Here is a 17347-nt window from a genome sequence, read left to right as displayed (position 1 = left end):
CAGCACCGAGGCGCTGGCAACAGCACTGCACGAGTACATCCGCTGGTACAACACCGAAAGAATCTCCACGAAGCTCAACGGCTTGAGCCCGATACAATACCGAAGCCAGGCCCTTGCAGCCTAGGCCTTACTAACCAGGTCCAACTATCGGGGACCAGTTCATTCTGCCGTCCAAATCCAAACGCTCCATCAGATCCTGCCGCATAAGGGCCGACGCTCCCTCACTCTTCAAAAGAAAGTGAGGGAGCGTCGCCCGAAAACCTGCAGGATCTGATGGAGCGTCGGGAAAAAGCCGACAGGAAGTGAGAGAGGGTGCGGCTGCTAGGCGTCGGTAGGGAACACCTGGACCACGGCCGGGCGGGGAGCCCGGACCTGGCCCGCGCGGGGCGTTGCGCCGGCAGCAACGTAGTCCGGGAAGTAGGAGTGCGGCGCCTCGAAGGTGCCCTCCTCGCCCGGATGCTGCACGGAAACGAAAACGCTTCGCTCCGTGTCGTGGACGATCGGTCCGCAGGTTTCGGCATCGCGGGGCACCGCGAGGAACTGCTCCACGCGGCCGCGCTGGGGGCCGTCCAGGGTGACCTTGAAGAGCCCGTCGGCTTTGCCGATGCCGGACGGGGCACCGTCGGTGGAGATCCAGAGGTTGCCCACGGAGTCGAAGGCCAGGTTGTCCGGGCAGGAAATCGGCGAGACCTGGTCGGCCGGGAAGCCGGAGAAGTAGGTGACGTCGCCGGTGGACGGATCGCCGCAGACCATCAGCAGGTTCCACGTGAACTTGGTGGAGGTCTGGTCGCCGGTCTCCGTGATTTCGACGATGTGGCCGTCACGGTTCTCGTTGCGCGGGTTGACTTCGGTGGCGCCTTCCTTGCCGGGCTTGCCGCGGTCCGAGTTGTTGGTGCACGCGACATAGACCTTGCCGGTGTGCAGGCTGGGCTGGACGTCCTCGCAGCGGTCCATCTTGGTGGGGCCCACCTTGTCCGCAGCCAGCCGCGTGTACACGAGCACTTCCTGGAGGGACATGCCGGCAACCATGGACTTGCCGCCGACCACCAGGGGCAGCCATTCGCCGGTGCCGTCGAAGGATCCGTCGGACGGGACCGAGCCCTTGCCGTCGATCTCCGCAGCCGGGGCGTTGCCGGTGAACTTGGCAACGTACAGGTCGCCCTCGGAGAGGAGCGTCATGTTGTGCTTGCGGTCGCCCTCGCGGTATTTGGCCTTGGAGACGAACTTGTAGAGGTAGTCGAAGCGCTCGTCGTCGCCGGAATAGGCAACCACGTGGCCGGACTTGGCCACGATTACGTTGGCGCCCTCGTGCTTGAAGCGGCCCAGCGACGAGTGCTTTTTCGGCGTGGACGTCGGGTCGAACGGGTCCACCTCCACAATCCAGCCGAAGCGGTTGGTCTCGTTTTCGTAGCCCGCGTTGTTGGCGTTGAAGCGGGGATCGTCCAGCTCCCACTGCCGCGCCGTGGCCTTGTTGGTGAGGCCGTAGCGCTTGTCCGAGGCGGACGTGCCCGGAGCAACGAAGTAACCGTTGAAGTTTTCCTCGCCCGATAGGATGGTGCCCCACGGGGTGGTGCCGCCGGAGCAGTTACCCAGCGTGCCGTTGATCCAGCGGCCTTCGGGGTCAGCCACGGTCTTGACCAGGTCCGAGCCGGCGACGGGGCCGGTCAGCTCGTAGCGGGTGCTGTTCAGGTAGCGGCGGTTCAGCGGCGCGCCCTGGACGTAGCGCCACGGCTGGTTCTTGTTCTTGCGTTCCAGCTCGACGACGGTCAGGCCGTGTGCGGCCGCACCCACCGCGCGCATCTGCTCGGCCGGCATGCTGGCCGGGAACATGATGTTTTCGTTCGTGTATTCGTGGTTCGCGAACAGCAGCGCACGCCGGCCCTTGCTGCCGGGGATCTCGAGGATGTCCGAGTAGTCGTTGTTGTAGCCGAACTGGCGTTCCTGTGCTGCTGCGGTCTGGTTGCCCAGCTCGAATGCCGGCGCGTCCTTGAAGATCGGGTCGCCCCAGCGGATCACCGGCTGCCAGGTGAAGCCTGCGGGAACGGTCAGGGCGTCGACGTCGGACGCAACGGCGGGGATGGCAGTGAACTGGAGCTTGGATGCACCCTGGCCAAAGCCGTTCTTGGCGGCGGCAGACAGTCCCGTTCCGCCGTCGGCAACGGCTTTCTCAGTGGAGGTTGCGGCACCGCCAAGCACGACGGCGAGGGCACCGGCGGCGCCGAAGCCCAGGGCGGCGCGGCGGGACAGAGTAGTGGAGGCAATGTCGCGGAAGTAGCTGTTCGAGCTCGTGTTGCAGACGTCGCCCGCGCAGGCGTTGTCGCACTTGAGCGCGCAGGTGACAGGGCTGCGCTTGCCTTTGGTGTGGCCGAGCATGGGCAGCAGGGCGAACTTGCGTCCGGAGATTTCAGACATGGGAGAGACCTTCCAAGGGTTTAGATGCGGCACCGCCACCTTTCCAGTGAAAGCGAACCGGAAGCCGACACTCAGATGAAGATCCGGTGAACTCGGACCCCCTATGAGGGAGCGTCGGGAAAAACCGACAGGAGGTGAGGAAGCGTCAGGCGGAAACCGACAGGAGGTGAGGAAGCGTCAGGCGGAAACCGACCGGATCTGAGGGAGCGTCGGGGGGAAACCGACAGGATGTGAGGAAGCGTCGAGCGGAAACCGACAGGAGGTGAGGAAGCGTCGAGCGGAAACCGACAGGAGGTGAGGAAGCGTCGGGGGAAAGGAGGCTAGGCAGGGGCTTGCAGGACGGCGTAGCAGCGGCGGAGCCGGGCGAGCCACCAGTCGCGGCGCTCGGGAGCGGCGGCGTACTGCTCGAGCAGCCCCTCGTCGGCGACGGCATCGCGCAAGGTGATGGCGCCGTCGTCGGACACCAGCGGCTGGTTGGTGACGTCCGCGGCGAGCAGCGAGACGGTTCCCAGCCCGCACGCGTACGGCAGTTCCGGCAGCGCCGCCGCGAGCGCGAGCCCGGCCCGGATCCCCACGGACGTGTCGAGGGCGGAACTCACGACGGCGGGCATCCCCGCCTGAGCCACCAGCTCCAGCGCCCGCCGGACTCCCCCGAGCGGTGCCACCTTCACCACGAGGAGATCTGCGGCGCCGGCCCGCGCCACCTTGAGCGGGTCCTCTTCCTTGCGGACACTTTCGTCGGCCGCGATCAGCACCGGCACCCCCGCGGCATGCAGCCTACGCCGCACCTCCGCCAGGCCCCCGATCTCCGGCACGGGCTGCTCCGCATATTCGAGCCCGACGCCGGCCAGCCGGGTCAGCGCCGCCACTGCAGCAGGAACGTCCCAGCCGCCGTTGGCGTCCACGCGGATGGCAGCGTCCGGCAGCGCGGCGCGGACAGCGGCGACGCGTGCGGCGTCGTCGCCGAGCGTCTGCCCGGGTTCGGCCACCTTGACCTTGACGGCGTCCACGCGGCCGAACCGGGCCAGTATTTCCGGCACCCGGTCCGCCTCGATGGCGGGCACGGTGGCGTTGACGGGGATGCTGGTCCGCAGGGGTTCCGGAAAACCGTGCCAGCCGGCTTCAATGGCGGAGGCCAGCCAGCGGGAGGCCTCGGCATCGCCGTACTCGGGGAAGGCACCGAACTCGCCCCATCCCAGCGGGCCGCGCAGGAGCAGCGTTTCGCGTTCCAGGATCCCGCGGAACTTCACGCGCATGGGCAGGACCACTACGCGGGCGCTTTGCAGCAGGTCCTCAAGGGACGGGTACTGGAGAGGCATGAATTCACTGTACCGGCGCCCCTGCCACCAACCCGCCACGGCGAAAACCAGCGGACAGAACTGCGCCGGCCCCCACTCCATTGGAGGGGCCGGCGGCTTTTGGGTGCGCTCAGGCGGGAGTTACCCCGATGGCACAGGCTCCGGCTCGTGGTCGAAGGTAGCCGGGACTTTGTTGCCTCCGACGCCGAAGCGGGCCACCACCGTGGTCCCCCGGCCGGGGGCGGACATTACCTGGAGCGTGCCGCCGGCCTCGCCGATGGTGTCCTTCATGATGCGCAGGCCGAAGTGTCCCTCCGGCGACCCCTGGCTCTGGTCGAAGCCGCAACCGTCATCGTGGATGCGGATCTCCGAACGGCCTCGGTCCTGCTGGAGGTGGAGTTCGGCCCTGGTGGCGTTGGAATGCTTGGCGGTGTTGGCCAGGGCCTCGCGGGCCACCCGGTAGAAGAGCGCCGCACGATCCCGGTCCAGCTCGCACTGCTCCGGCAGGTCGAGGTCCAGGCTGATCCCGCGCTCCTCGAGCGGATCGCCGAGCCGGGCAAGTGCCCCGGAGAGGCCGAGCCGATTCAGGTCCGGTGGGTACAGCTCGCTGGTCATGGCGCGCAGGCTGCGGACGTTGTCCTGCAGGATCCGCCGGGCGTCGGAGAACAGCGCACGCTGGCCTACGGGGCTGTGCAGTTCCTCGGACTCCATCACGTAGGACAGTCCCGAGAGCTCCTGGATCACTTCGTCGTGCAGGTCCCGGGCGATGCGCTGCCGCTCCAGTTCGGAGGCTTCGATGGCCCGGCGCAGCAACCGGCTCCGGCCTGCCTCGTACGCCTGGATCCGGCGTGCCAGCTGGACCGCCGGGAACAGCTGCGCGAGCTGCAGGACGGCGAGTGACAGCAGGAACGGCGGGGCCATGCCGAACAGAACGGCTGCCTGCTCCTGGCGGACGCCGTCGTCGTCGTAATAGGTCTCAAACACGAGCTTCTGCCCGTCGGGGGCGATGACGGGCACGTAGACCTCCACGAGCTCGCCGTTTTCGACGTTGGGTGTATTGACCTCGTCCTTCTGCATCTCCAGGTTGGCGGGGACGTCCCCGCCGTCCAGGACTTCCTGCGCCTCGTGCGGCAGGCCGAATGTATGGCCGATGAGCTTGGGGTCGTCCGAGTAGACGATGCGCCCGTTCTTGTCCCAGAGCCGGATCTCAAAGACGGACGTCTCCCCCATCCAGGGGCGGAGGCGTTCGTCGAGCCGCTCAACGGCGGTGGGTGCGCCGGACAGGACTTCCGCGTCCAGCAGCGGCCCCACCACGTTGTTGGCCAGGTGGTCGGTGGCCTCCTTGGAGTTCTGCAGTGCGTGGCGTTCAGCCTCGGACCAGATCCAGAAGGCCACCGGGGTGGTAACCACCACCAGGGCAACCAGCCCCATCAGCAGGAACCGCCGGACAGCCTTGAAAACCTCGGAATTGTGGTTGGCCGGCGATTCGAACGGGCGGAACAGGGCAGGTTTGCGGAGGGATGGCCTAGCCATTGGAAGGCTGCTCGAGCATGCCGCGCCGTGAGGCTTCCATGACCGATTCGAGCTGCGAGTGGGTTCCGAGCTTGGCGAAGATTGCCTTCACGTAGCCGCGGCAGGTGTTGAGTGAGATGTCCAGCTTGCTGGCCACTTCCTTCGAGCCGTGGCCGCCGGCCATCAGCCGGAGCACGTCCAGTTCGCGGGGCGTCAGGACGGGTCCGCCGGGTTCCACTTCGCGGACCGCGGGGGCCGGAGCGGGAGTGGACATACCCAGCTGGGCCACCAGCGAGGGGTGGACCACCATGTTGCCGGCCCGTGCGTAGCGGAGCGTGTCCAGAAGGGTGGACAGTGATCCGCCCTTCGGCAGGAAGGCGCAGATGCCCATCGAGGCGGCGGTCCGCAGCGCTTCCGGCGTCGGGTCGCCGGTCAGCATAACAATCCGGGTTTGTGGGGCGTCAGCCAGGATGCGGGCAGCGGCGGTGAGGCCGTCACCGTCGGGCAGGTGGAAGTCCATGATCACGACGTCGGGCTTGAGGGCGATGCTCTGCTCCACGCCGCTCTTGGCGGTGGTGGCCGAGGCGACGCTGCGCAGGTCCGGTTCGCGGTCGAGGGCCGCCGTCAGCAGTTCGGTGAACGTGCTGTGGTCATCGATGGTCAGAATGCTGATTTCCCGGGTGATCTGCGATGTTGCCGGGATGGGAGCATCAGAATCTGAAAGGTCCATTTCATCCTCGCTGGCAGCTGTCGCCTGCAGCAGCCGGGCATGTGCTTCCCGCAGCGCACGTCCGGGAAGGCAGCCGATCTCCTGGTCCATCACCCGGCGGCAGCGGCCGTAGGCCCGCAGCGCCTCCATGTACTGCCCGGATTCTTCGAGGCCCAGGACCAGTGCGGTCCAGGCGCGCTCGTTGATGGGATCGTCCACCAGGAGTTCGCTGGCCAGGGCCACCGCCCGCTCCGGGTGTCCGACGGCGACGGCGGCTTCCGCGGCCCGCGCCTTGATGCTGGCGACGCGGGCGGAGTGGAGCGAACGCTCCTCCTCGGCCCAGCCGGCCAGCAGCTCGTCGCCGAGCAGCGGCACCGAGGCGATGTCGAGGGCCTTCTCGAGCAGCCGGAAGGATTCCTCCGGAGAGGCGTGTCCGGCCTGCTTGAGCAGGTCATCGAAGCGGTCGAGGTCCAGGTCAACCATGCTGCGGTCGATCATGTAGCCGCCGGTGACCGTGCGGAGGGCACCGCCCTTGCCGCTTCCCGGCTGGAGGTGCCGGCGCAGCACGCTGACGTAGCTTTCCAGCGTGGACAGGGCCTCAGCCGGCGGCTGGCCGTTCCACAGGACATCGATCAGGTGGTTCTTGGAGACCGGGGTCCCCAGCTTGAGCAACAGGATTTCAAGGACCTGGCGGGGCTTGGGACCTCCAAGTTCGTGGGATCCGATCACCACGCCGCCGCGGCGGACGCGGAGCGGGCCCAGGATGTTGATGGACAACTTCGCTGTTGTGCCACCTGCGTCTTCGAGTGAGTTAGGCAGGAACTCGTCGTCGTTGACTCTCCGGGACCAACGAGTATCTTCTGCAACCGTCTGAACCATTTGTCTGCACCTACTATCCCCATGAACTGCATTCCCCATGAATGGCTTGGATTCATACTTGTCACTCAGGCAAGTAGGGGCACGAGTAGCGAGTACTCGAATTTCGGTAGGGGTACTACTTGGTTGCTTTTGCATCGAACGGCCACCACTCGGTTGGGGCGGCCCGGGTCTCCCCTGAAACCCACCGGAATGACGGCAGCGGGGTCCAGATACACCAAGTTTTTCCCAAGAACCCGGGGCTACATTCGTATTACCGCAGTTAGAGCGGTGCTACTGCGATCCTCGTCCCCGGAGGACCGCCAAATCAGCATGAAATGGGTGATCCAATGAGGCGGACCATGGCCGGCCCGGGTACAACCAAGTATTCCGAGTACTCGGCGATGAGCGTCTTCGGCGGCCGCTCCGGATTTCAAAAAAATTCTGCGCGGCAGGCCCTGGCGCGCCTTGTGTTACGCACGTCACACATTAAAAGAGGCCGGGTAGTCCCATGAATGCGGCCGGCGCACTGCGCACGGAAATCCATTCCGTCCGCTTCCGGCTGCTGGCCACGCTGCTCGTCTTCATGGCCGTGGGCCTCTTTGTGGCCGGTGCCGCCACCCATGCGGCCCAGCTCAAGAGCCTGAATGACCGCGTCAACGCCGAGCTGCAGCTGCCGCGCAAGAATCTGGACGAGCTTGCCAAACAGGGCCGACCGAATTTCGGCGGCGCGGCCTATACAACCGTGCACGACCTTTTTAGGACCTATCTGCGCAACGGGGCCCCGGGCGGCTACGAGTCGGTGATGACCATGCTCCGAGGTGGCAACGTCATCCTGCCCGCCGGGGATCAGCCGACCAACCTGAACACCCCGGCCGTCACCGACCACGTCTGGGACTGGAGCGAGCCCGGTCAGACCGTGATGCGGGACATCGAAATTGACGGCCGGCAGGTCCGCCTGGCCATAACCTCCGTTTCCCTGTCAGGCGCCCGACAGGACCAGGGCCTGCTGATTGCTTCGAGCGAGATCGGTGCCCAGCGTGCCGAGGTCTTCGGTTCGATGTGGACCTTCGCCCTGGCGTCCCTCGCGACGCTCGCGCTGACCGGTCTGGTGGGCTACCTGGTCACCGGGCGGCTGCTCAGTCCCGTCCGGCGCCTCCGCGAAGCCACGGAAGCCACCACCTTTGAGGACCTGACAAAGCGGGTTGAGGTGCCGGACAGCACCGACGACGTCGCCCAGCTGGCCATGAACTTCAACCGCATGCTCGAACGGCTGGAGGCCGGCTTCGACAACCAGCGCCGCTTCGTCCACGACGCCAGCCATGAGCTGCGAACGCCCATGACCATCATCCGCGGCTACCTGGAACTGCTCCGGGCCGGGGATCCCGAGGACGTCGACCAGACCCGCATGCTGCTACTGGACGAGCTGGACCGGATGCAGGTACTGGTGGATGACCTGCTGCTCCTTGCCCGCAGCGGCCGGCCGGACTTCGTGACTCCTGCCTGGGTGGAGGCCGACGACCTTCTGGAGGACGTCCTGAACCGGGTCCGGGTCCTCGGCGAGCGCCAATGGCGCCTGGACGCCAAGCCCGGGGGCCTGATCCGCGCCGACCGCCGCCGGCTTACCCAGGCGCTGGAGCAGCTCGCGGCGAACGCGGTCAAACACACTTCCGAGTCGGACCGGATATCGGTCGGGGGCGCGTGGGTGGAGAACGACGGCGGCACTCCCCAGAGTGGTCGGGCGGCAGTTGTGCGGGAGCTGGCAGGCTCGGCATCCAGGGAGCTGGAGATCTGGGTGTCGGACACCGGCACCGGTATTCCGGCGGAAGATCATGAGCGCATCTTCGAGCGCTTCGGCAAGGGCAGCAACTCGGCGGTCTCGGAGGGCTCGGGCCTGGGGCTGTCCATCGTAAAGGCCATCGCCGAGGCGCATGGCGGCTCGGTGCTGCTGGAATCGGAGGAGGGCAAGGGCAGCCGCTTCGTGCTCCGGATCCCCTCCGGCGGCAAGGACTCGGGCCGCGAAGCGGATGATTCCGCCGCCGCTGACAGTGCCGGCCGAAGCGGCAGCGGCTCCGAGGCTCCGGGATCCGGCGGCCCCACGGCCAAGGGACCGCGGCATAAGGGACCGGGCGCCGCAGCCGGCAATCCGAACCCGGACGGACCGGCGTCGGGCATTGAACTGGCCACCCGGGCGGGAGGCACGCCTTGACCCGGATCCTGATCGCCGACGACGAGCCGCGCATCGCGGCTTTCCTCGCCAAGGGCCTCACGGCGGCCGGATACACCACCACCCAGGTCTTCGACGGGGTGAAAGCACTGGATTACGCCACATCCGGGGAGTTCGACCTCCTCATCCTGGACATCGGCATGCCCCGGATGGACGGCCTCACCGTCCTCAAGAACCTCCGCGACATGCACTCCACAATTCCGGTGATCATCCTCACGGCGGCAGACAGCCTCGAAAGCACGGTGGCGGCACTCGACGGCGGCGCGGACGACTACATGACCAAACCCTTCCGGTTCGAGGAACTGCTCTCCCGCATCAAGCTCCGGCTCCGGGGCGCGCAGGCCGTTACCTCGGCCCCGACATTCGTCTGCGGCGACCTGTCGCTCGACGTGAACCTGCGCACTGCGGAGATCGGCGGCCGCGTGATCGACCTGTCCGCGCGGGAGTTCGTCATGGCCCGGACCTTTATGGAGAACGCCGGCAAGGTGCTCAGCCGTGAGCAGCTCCTGAGCCGGGTGTGGGGCTACCACTTCGAGGGGTCCTCCAACGTGGTGGACGTCTACGTGCGGTACCTGCGGAACAAGCTCGGCCAGGACCGCATCCAGACCATCCGCGGCGTGGGCTACCGGCTCCTGTGTCTGACCGGCCCCACCGCGGCGGCCCCCGACGATGGAGCCGACACCGCCAATGGTGCCGAAGGCCATTCGATTTAGGCCTCCCTGCATACCCAAACGCGCGCCCAACGGGTGCATGAGAAGACTCTCATCCGCATCTCATCCCTGCCTCACCTTCGCGCCCCAAAGTTGTTTCACGAAGGAGGTGTGGCAGGCCGATGAAGAGGTGGTCCTTGCTGAGCATTCCGCTGGTGGGTCTCGCCAGCATCACCGTATGGGCGCAGGCTGTCACCGGGGCGCCGACAAGCCTGGAACCCGGCGTGATTGTTCATGAACCGGACCCCCGCGACTCGGTCCTGAACATCGACGGCTTCACTGAAACCCCGCGACTGACGCCGCTCACCCACCCGACGGCAACGCCCAAAGCCTCGTCACCGGCGCTCAAATCGGCGCCGCTGAAGCCTGCCCCCTCCTCGCCTCTTTCCACGGAAGCAGCGGAACCTGCCCAGACCGGGCCCGCACCAGACGACCCAGCCGATTCGAGCGAAGACCCCGCTGTCTCCTCCGATGACTCCGGCGTCGAGCTTGTGGAGCCCGGCCAGGTCACTTCCCCCGCAGTGGAACCCACTGACAATTCGACGTCCTCGAGCGAGCTCGACGGCGAAAGCAGTCTCTCCGGCACCAGCGGCAGGAGTGGCAGCAGCAATGAATAAGCGCACGCGGCGGCAACCCGAAGATGCAGTTTCCCCCCGCAATAAGGAGCCAGTGATGCACACGGAATTCCGCGACCTGTATGAACCCATTCCGCCGGACCGGTGGGGCTCCACCGTTGACTCCCCCTACGGCCGGCCCACCACGATAATGGTGGACGACTCGGAACTCCATCAACAGGTTCTGGACATCATCCACAATGTGCTCGCCACAGCTGATCCGCGCTCCGACGTGAGGCGCCGGCTTCTGCGCCACCTGGCAGAGAACCCGGGGCATCCCGAACAGGCGCTGCTGGACCACCTGCGCGACAGGAACCGGCGCGGCGGCCGTTCCCCGCGGGACGGGCAAGCCTCAACAGTCGATCCGCACGTCTAGAGCAGGCGGAACGTCCAGCAGGCGAAAAACGCAGCTTCAGCTGCCCCACAGACCGGGTACCCGCCGCGGCACGGGTACCCGATGCATGTCCGGCCGGTTTGTCCGGCTGCCCGTCAGAAGAGCAGCAGCACGAAGCCGCCGACGGTGCTCAGGATTCCCACCCCGGTCAGGATCCAGCCGAGGATCAGGATGATGTTGTCGTGCTTGGGGGGTCTCAGGCCCCAGCGCGACGGGTGGCAGAGGTCGTAATGCAGCTCCACCTTGGTGCCGGCCACCATGCCCCGCGCGACGTCGGAGTCCACCAGGGTCTGGCGCGGGACGTTTTCCTGGTCCGTCCAGCGGAAGCCGGTGAAGCCGCCGGCGGTGTACACCTCGCCCGTGGTTTTGGTCCAGGCGCAACGGCGCCGTTCGATAATCAGTCCCCATGCCAGCAACGGCACGCCGGGGAGGAAGCCCACCCACGTCATCATTTCCAGGATGGGGCCAAGTACATCCGCGATACCGCCCATGCACCAACTTTAGCGGCCGGCCGGCCGGCATTTAGCCCCCATACACGGCGTCAGCTGCCGGTTTCCTCGGGGTGCTCACGGGCCCGCTTCGCGTCGGGGGTCTCGCCCTGCTGCGGGATGAAATCCGGGTCCAGTTTGGTGCTGAGGTCAGTTTCATCACCGGCAGGTTCCTTGCGGCCGGTTTCGCCGCGGACCGGTTCTTCGCGGACCGGTTCTTCGGAACCAGCGCGGGTTTCGTCTTGGTTTTCGGTCATGCCCCCAACGTAATGCCCGGCGCCCTGCAGAGTCGAGCATCCAACTGGCGCCGGCGATCCCAGGAGCAAGGGCACACCCACCGGGCGGACAGGCGACTCCCAGCAAACTGTGACACCCTTGTTACGATGACTTTCCAGCTCAGGGACCCCCGCCGTAAGAAGCAAGGCCGCCAGCAGCAGGGCCGTCAGAAGCCGCGCCGCCAGCCTTCAGCCCGACGCATGCGCCTGGCAGCGGGGACCGGTTTCCTCTTCGCCGTCGCAACCCTGGCCTGCGCCACGGGCCTCGCCGCCACCTACTACTACTTCGTCCGGACCACCACGGGCCAGTTCATCGACGAGTCCGCCCTCGTGGAGGCCGTGGACATCCACGGGCCCGCGGGCAAGGTGACCACCCGGTTCCTGGACTGGCTTCCCACCATCTCCCTGGTGATGGCCGCCGTCGTCGTTCTTCTGGTGACCGTGATTCACCGCCGCTGGCGGGCGGCGGGCATCGCAGTGGCGGCGTGCGTCGCGGCGAACATCGCTACGCAGGTGCTCAAGGACCTGCTCCCGCTGCGGCCGTACCGGGGCGTGGAGACGCTGGAGCTGAACTCGCTGCCGTCCGGGCACACCACGCTGGCGGCGTCCGCCGCGGCGGCCGTGTTCCTGATGGCGTCCCCGCGGTGGCGCCCGCTGGCCGGCTTTGTCGGCGGCACGTTTGCGATCGCTTCGGGCATGTCGACGCTCGTGAACCAGTGGCACCGGCCGGCGGATGTGGTGGCTGCCTTCCTGGTGGTGGGCTGCTTCATGGTTCCCGCGGGCTGGCTGATTCTCCGCAACGACGGCCACGAGTGGAACGTCTGGGACGGCTTCGGCGGGCATTGGGGTTCGGCACGGCTGTGGATCGGGCTGCCTGTGCTGCTGGGGCTGGCCTCTGCCGCGGTGTCCGTGTACTCGCTGGTCATGATCGCTCCGGGCATTGGCCACGAGGCCAGCACCACCAACTACTTCTGGGCGGGCATCTCGCTGATCGTGATCGCCGGGTACCTGGCTACCGTGGCCACGACGTCCCTGTTCGCGTACGCCGTCCGACGCCGGGACTAACCAGGGCGCCGACCTCACCGTCCCCGCCCCCCAACTACCCGGATGGTGCTGCGCAACCTTTACAAGCACCGCCGGGAAGCCCACAATAAGTCGCACCACAGCCTCCACCGACTCAGCTGGGCGCTATTACTGGACCTGCGAAAGCAGAGGTGCGCGGACATGAACGACCAAGCCGGGGCGGACAAGGCCCTGAAGGAAAAGCACCGGGCCATGTGGGCGCAGGGCGACTACCCTGCCCTCGCCAGCGAGCTCCTCCTGGATCTGGGCGCCATCCTGGTGGAGGCCTGCAACATCAAACCGCACCACCGCGTCCTGGATGTGGGAGCGGGAGCCGGCAATGCAGCCATCCCCGCGGCCATGATGGGTGCGCGGGTGATCGCCAGCGACCTCACCCCGGAGATGTTCGACGCCGGGCGGCGGCAGGCTGCCGACCGAGGCGTTGAGCTGGAGTGGACGGAGGCCGACGTCGAAAACCTCCCCTTCGCGGACGGCGAGTTCGACGTCGTCATGTCCTGCCTCGGCGCCATGTTCGCCCCGCACCACCAGGCAACCGCCGACGAACTGGTGCGTGTCTGCAAGCCGGGCGGGACCATCGGCCTGCTGCACTGGACCCCGGAGGGCTTCGTCGGGCAGATGTTCTCCACCATGAAGCCGTTCGCTCCCCCGCCCCCGCCCGGCGCGCAGCCGGCGCCCCTGTGGGGCAGCGAAGACCATGTCCGGGAGCTGTTCGGTGACCGGCTGGGCGAGATCCGGGCGCAAAAACGGACAGTGGCGATCACCAGCTTCCACCAGCCCGAAGACTTCCTGCACTATTTCAAGTCGCACTACGGGCCCACCATCTCCGTATACAAGTCGCTGGCCGGCGATGAGGAGAAGATCAAGGCCCTGGACGGCGCACTCACGGAGCTTGCCGGCACGTACATCGAAGCCCACGGCGATACTCCCGCGCAGATGGAATGGGAGTACCTGCTGCTCACGGCGAAGGCCAATGCCAAGCCCCAGGAATCCGGGCTGTGACGGACGTCCCCGCCTCGCGCCGTGCCCTTGAGGTGGCCTCCATCCCGTCCTTCCGGAGGATCTCCGAGCACCTGAACCATTCCACCTACGCCCACCGCAGGCACCTTCCCGGCATCTGTGACTTCACCCTGGGCAATCCGCACCAGATGCCGCAGGAGGCCTACGTCGATGCCCTCCGGGACGCGCTCCACCCGCACGATGACCAGTGGTTCGCGTACAAGACCAACGAGGTGGAGGCCCGGGAGGCGGCGGCGGATTCCCTGGCCCGGCTGCTCGACGTTCCGTTCGAACCCGGGGACCTGTACCTCACCACCGGAGGCTTCACCGCAATCGCGCTTGCGCTGAAGGCGGTCACCGATCCCGGCGACGAGGTCATCTACAGCCTGCCGCCGTGGTTCCTTTACGAGCCGCTCGCCGTCGAGGCCGGACTGGTCCCGGTCAAAGTCCGGATCGACCTCGAAACCTTCGACCTCGACCTGACGGCCATTGAAGCGGCCATCACGGAGCGTACCCGTGTGGTGATCATCAATTCGCCCAACAACCCGACGGGACGGATCTACCCGCCAGAGCTCCTCCGCCAGCTGGCCATCCTCCTCGACGACGCGTCGGCGCGGATAGGCCGGCGGATCTACCTGGTGTCCGATGAGCCGTACAACAGGATCGTCTTCGACGGCACGCGCTTCCACAGCCCTGCGGAGTTCTATCCCTACACGCTGCTCACCTACTCCTACGGGAAGACCCACCTGTCGCCCGGCGAGCGGATCGGGTACCTGGCGCTGCCGCCAAGCATGCCGGACCGCAAGGAGCTCGGCACCGCCGTCGAAAGCATGCAGCTGGCCATGGGCTGGATCTACCCCAACGCCGTGCTGCAGTACGCGCTGCCGCGGCTGGAGACGTTCACCATCGACGTCGGCCAGCTGCAGCAGAAGCGGGACCGGCTGGTGCAGGAGCTGGGCGGCATGGGATACCGCCTCCGGCCGTCCGAGGGCACCTTTTACCTGTTTATCCAATCCCCCATTCAGGATGACGAGGCCTTCACCGAAGCACTGGGCCAGGAGGATGTCTTTGTGCTTCCCGGGACCCTGTTCGAGACACCGGGGTTTTTCCGGATTTCCCTCACCGCCAGCGAGGACATGGTGGAGCGCAGCCTGCCCCACTTCCGGGCGGCCATCGACAGGGCAGGGCAGGACCGGCCGGAGGACGCGGACATCAAGCTGCCCACGGGTCTGATCCCCGTCATTCCGGCGAGCCCCAGGAAACTGCCCTGACCGGGCAATCCCCCATATTGGTGGCCTAAGTCAACTTTCTCCCCGCCAGGGCCCCACCTTTTCCCAACCTCCGGGTGCCAGCGTGGCCGTATGAGGTCCGGGTCATGAGCAGGGTTCCGGGCCGGCACCGCGCCCGCAGCCGCCACCGGCTTGGCCAAGCGGCCAGCCAGGCAGTCCCTTGGCCGACGGAACCCCGCGGCCGGCTCCTGATCATCTGCGCCGCGATGGTGCTGACCGCCACCACTGCCTACGGGTCAGCCCTGGCCCCACCGCCTGCAGCTTCCCGGGCATTCCCGGCGGCCGCGCCCCTCCCGGCCAGAACCCCGACACCGCCGGCAACCAAGCCCGCCCCACACGCGGCGCCGGCGCCAACGCCCAGCCGCGCAAAACCGCCCGGTCCCAAGGCGACGGCCGCCAGCCGGGCGGCACCGTCCCCGCCCGCCGCCGTCGTCCGTCCCACCCCGGAAACCGCCGAACGGGCACCCGCCGCGCCGGCACCCAAGGCGGCGCCCGCGCCAAAGGAGGCACCCGCACCCGCGCCCCAGCCGCCACCGGCGGCGGCCCCCGCCGATGCAACTCTCGAGGAACAGCTCAACGCCATCATTGCCGTCAACAGCCGGTACCGGCTGGGGGTCGCCCTCATTGACCTGTCCGACGGCGTCGTCCGCCAGTACGGCGTCCGGGAGAAGTTCGTGGCGGCCAGCACGGGCAAGGTCCTTGCCGCCGCGGCGTACTACCACCTTGCCGAGGCGGGTGTCCTGTCCCTGGCGGCGCCGATGGGCGGCCGGACCGCCGCCTTCCAGATCCGGCAGATGATCCAGCAGAGCAACAACACATCATGGGCGCTGATCCTCGGTGCCGTCAGCTACCAGGGGATCCGTGACTATGCGGCATCGCTCGGCATCCCGTACGACAGGACCTTCAACATGCTGTCCCCCGCCGAGACAGCCAGCATTCTGGCGCTGCTCTACAACGGGCGCCTGCTTAGCCCGGCCCACACCGCCGAGCTGCTGTCCTACATGCAGAACACCAACTACGAGACACTGATCCCCGCCGCAGTGGCTCCGGAGGTCATCGTCTTCCATAAGTACGGGCTGCTCAACGGGAACCTGCACGACGCGAGCATCCTGGTCCAGGGCCAGCGCGCCTACGCGTTCGTGGTGTACTCGCTGGGCGCCAGCGCCGCGGATATCCCGGTGCAGACCACCATCATCCGGCAACTCACCCGGGCGGTTGTGGAACAGGTGTTCTGACCGACGACGGCGGGGCCCGGCAGTGGCTTCGGCCTGCGGTCCGGCGGGTCCCGGCTAAAGGCCTTGGGGGGTTGCCGGCCCGGCATGTCAGGGGGGTGCAATGCCGGGCCGGCCAGCTGGCTGAGCAACCACTCGCGGCTGTGGTGTCGGGCCAGATAGAAAGATCGTGCCACCGGTTCCTCGGAAAATCCCGTTCAACCTTGGGGCCCCCGGACCCCCCGACCCACCGGCGGTTTTCCCGCCACAGCGGCGCTGCTGACGCACCTTCTGGCTGGGGGGACCCTGCCCTTCCAACACTCCAAGGTTCACCAGCAAATCCCCCATGGCGTCCCGGAACAATACTGGCAGACGGCATTCCCCTTAACACCGGGGTTGCCGGCAACGCCGCCGGTCTCAGCGCATGCCGGAAGGGCCCGCGGGGCGGCGCAGTGGAAGGTAAATAAGATGATGAGCCCGGACCCGTATTCACCCGGTGACAGCCACTGGCAGTCCCCCACGCCGGAGAGGCTACCTGCCCGGCACGCTGCCGGCGGCCCCGCAGCAGTTCCCGACCCGGGACGGACCGGCCAACGGCCAGCCCAACGCGCTCCCCAAGGGGGCATCCTGCAGCGCCAGCTGATGCGGCTCATCGGCGAGATCCTTGGCGACGAGGACCTGAACTCGGAGACCCGGCTGTCGCTGCTCCGGCACATCTCGGAACATCCAGGACACCCCGAACAGGCAATGCTGGCGCACTTGCACGAGATCCAAGACCGGGGATGAAATCCGCCGGCTCACGGACTTCTGCCCGCACGCCATTCTTACCGACGCCCCCTGGAATGGACCATGAAAACCAGAGCAACCCTCACACTATCCGTGGCCGGGATCCTCGCTATCGGCTCCGCCGCCCTCGCCGTCAATATGCAGGTTCTGAACACCACCCCGGCGGTCACCGGCAGCGCAAACAGCGTCCTCCTGCCAAACAACTCCGTAAGCACTCCGGCACCGGCCGCCGTCGCCAGCACCGAAGCGAAGCCCGCCGCAACGTCCGTGGACAGTAAGGGCGGCACCGTTACAAGAAAGTCCGATGCCGGCCCTGCCAGGTCCCAGCCCGTTCGCACTATCGCTTCCCAGCCCGACGCCAGCCCCGGCGTGCCCCAACCCAACCGCACCATAGCTTCCCGGCCCGACGCCGGCTCTGCCGCGTCCCAGACCGGCCGCACCGCCGCTCCCCAGCCCGCCGCAACGTCCGTGGACAGTAAGGGCGGCAC

The 17347-nt window shown here is 67.1% G+C and carries 17 protein-coding genes; 11 read left to right on the top strand and 6 right to left on the bottom strand.

What is annotated here, in order from left to right; all coding sequences use genetic code 11:
* Positions 1-124: IS3 family transposase (locus AC5RWD_RS22170; RefSeq protein WP_494022084.1), on the top strand; the 124-nt coding region annotated here is incomplete at its 5' end.
* Positions 125-321: 197 nt separating this feature from the next.
* Here the strand turns inward: AC5RWD_RS22170 and AC5RWD_RS22165 are convergent.
* The 4 genes from AC5RWD_RS22165 to AC5RWD_RS22150 form a co-directional block, all read right to left on the bottom strand.
* Positions 322-2412, bottom strand: coding sequence for a PhoX family protein (locus AC5RWD_RS22165; protein ID WP_494022083.1), 2091 nt, complete (start codon positions 2410-2412; stop codon positions 322-324).
* Between the two features lie 320 nt (positions 2413-2732).
* Positions 2733-3731 (bottom strand): o-succinylbenzoate synthase, encoded by a 999-nt coding sequence (locus AC5RWD_RS22160; RefSeq protein ID WP_494022082.1) that lies wholly within the window; start codon positions 3729-3731, stop codon positions 2733-2735.
* Between the two features lie 120 nt (positions 3732-3851).
* Positions 3852-5243: a sensor histidine kinase gene (locus AC5RWD_RS22155; RefSeq protein ID WP_494022081.1), complete on the bottom strand. Its 1392-nt coding sequence runs from the start codon at positions 5241-5243 to the stop codon at positions 3852-3854.
* The gene (locus AC5RWD_RS22150) at positions 5236-6810 is read right to left on the bottom strand and encodes a BTAD domain-containing putative transcriptional regulator (protein ID WP_494022080.1); all 1575 of its coding nucleotides are present in this window, start codon (positions 6808-6810) and stop codon (positions 5236-5238) included. The genes AC5RWD_RS22155 and AC5RWD_RS22150 overlap by 8 nt, the downstream gene beginning before the upstream one ends.
* A 487-nt stretch (positions 6811-7297) precedes the next feature.
* On the opposite strand from AC5RWD_RS22150, the gene AC5RWD_RS22145 reads away from it, so the two are divergent.
* From AC5RWD_RS22145 to AC5RWD_RS22130, 4 genes are all read left to right on the top strand, one after another.
* Positions 7298-8995, top strand: coding sequence for a sensor histidine kinase (locus AC5RWD_RS22145; protein ID WP_494022079.1), 1698 nt, complete (start codon positions 7298-7300; stop codon positions 8993-8995).
* A complete protein-coding gene (locus tag AC5RWD_RS22140) occupies positions 8992-9726 on the top strand; it encodes a response regulator transcription factor (RefSeq protein WP_494022078.1) in 735 nt (244 codons plus the stop codon). Before AC5RWD_RS22145 ends, AC5RWD_RS22140 begins: the two co-directional genes overlap by 4 nt.
* 119 nt (positions 9727-9845) lie before the next feature.
* Positions 9846-10340, top strand: a complete 495-nt coding sequence (locus AC5RWD_RS22135) for a hypothetical protein (protein WP_494022077.1) — start codon at positions 9846-9848, stop codon at positions 10338-10340.
* Between the two features lie 55 nt (positions 10341-10395).
* The gene (locus AC5RWD_RS22130; protein WP_494022076.1) at positions 10396-10713 is read left to right on the top strand and encodes a hypothetical protein; all 318 of its coding nucleotides are present in this window, start codon (positions 10396-10398) and stop codon (positions 10711-10713) included.
* A gap of 113 nt (positions 10714-10826) precedes the next feature.
* Here the strand turns inward: AC5RWD_RS22130 and AC5RWD_RS22125 are convergent, their stop codons facing one another.
* Both AC5RWD_RS22125 and AC5RWD_RS22120 read right to left on the bottom strand, forming a co-directional pair.
* Complete coding sequence (locus AC5RWD_RS22125) at positions 10827-11222, bottom strand: hypothetical protein (RefSeq protein WP_494022075.1); 396 nt, start codon at positions 11220-11222, stop codon at positions 10827-10829.
* A gap of 50 nt (positions 11223-11272) precedes the next feature.
* Positions 11273-11476 carry a hypothetical protein gene (locus AC5RWD_RS22120; protein WP_494022074.1) on the bottom strand — a complete coding sequence of 68 codons (204 nt, stop codon included), beginning with the start codon at positions 11474-11476 and terminating at the stop codon, positions 11273-11275.
* A 126-nt stretch (positions 11477-11602) separates the two neighbouring features.
* On the opposite strand from AC5RWD_RS22120, the gene AC5RWD_RS22115 reads away from it, so the two are divergent.
* The 6 genes from AC5RWD_RS22115 to AC5RWD_RS22090 all read left to right on the top strand — a co-directional run.
* Complete coding sequence (locus AC5RWD_RS22115; RefSeq protein WP_494022073.1) at positions 11603-12559, top strand: phosphatase PAP2 family protein; 957 nt, start codon at positions 11603-11605, stop codon at positions 12557-12559.
* Positions 12560-12718: 159 nt separating this feature from the next.
* A complete protein-coding gene (locus tag AC5RWD_RS22110; RefSeq protein WP_494022072.1) occupies positions 12719-13576 on the top strand; it encodes a class I SAM-dependent methyltransferase in 858 nt (285 codons plus the stop codon).
* A complete protein-coding gene (locus tag AC5RWD_RS22105; RefSeq protein WP_494022071.1) occupies positions 13573-14844 on the top strand; it encodes an aminotransferase class I/II-fold pyridoxal phosphate-dependent enzyme in 1272 nt (423 codons plus the stop codon). The genes AC5RWD_RS22110 and AC5RWD_RS22105 overlap by 4 nt, the downstream gene beginning before the upstream one ends.
* A gap of 104 nt (positions 14845-14948) precedes the next feature.
* Positions 14949-16097 (top strand): serine hydrolase, encoded by a 1149-nt coding sequence (locus tag AC5RWD_RS22100; RefSeq protein WP_494022070.1) that lies wholly within the window; start codon positions 14949-14951, stop codon positions 16095-16097.
* 444 nt (positions 16098-16541) lie between these two features.
* Positions 16542-16859, top strand: coding sequence for a hypothetical protein (locus AC5RWD_RS22095; RefSeq protein WP_494022069.1), 318 nt, complete (start codon positions 16542-16544; stop codon positions 16857-16859).
* A gap of 63 nt (positions 16860-16922) precedes the next feature.
* Positions 16923-17347 (top strand): hypothetical protein (locus AC5RWD_RS22090; RefSeq protein WP_494022068.1); only part of this gene is annotated, 425 nt, incomplete at its 3' end.

It is taken from the genome of Arthrobacter sp. CMU6, from assembly GCF_059090205.1.
Note: the sequence above shows the minus strand (reverse complement) of the source record. Positions and strands in the feature narration are given on the sequence as shown.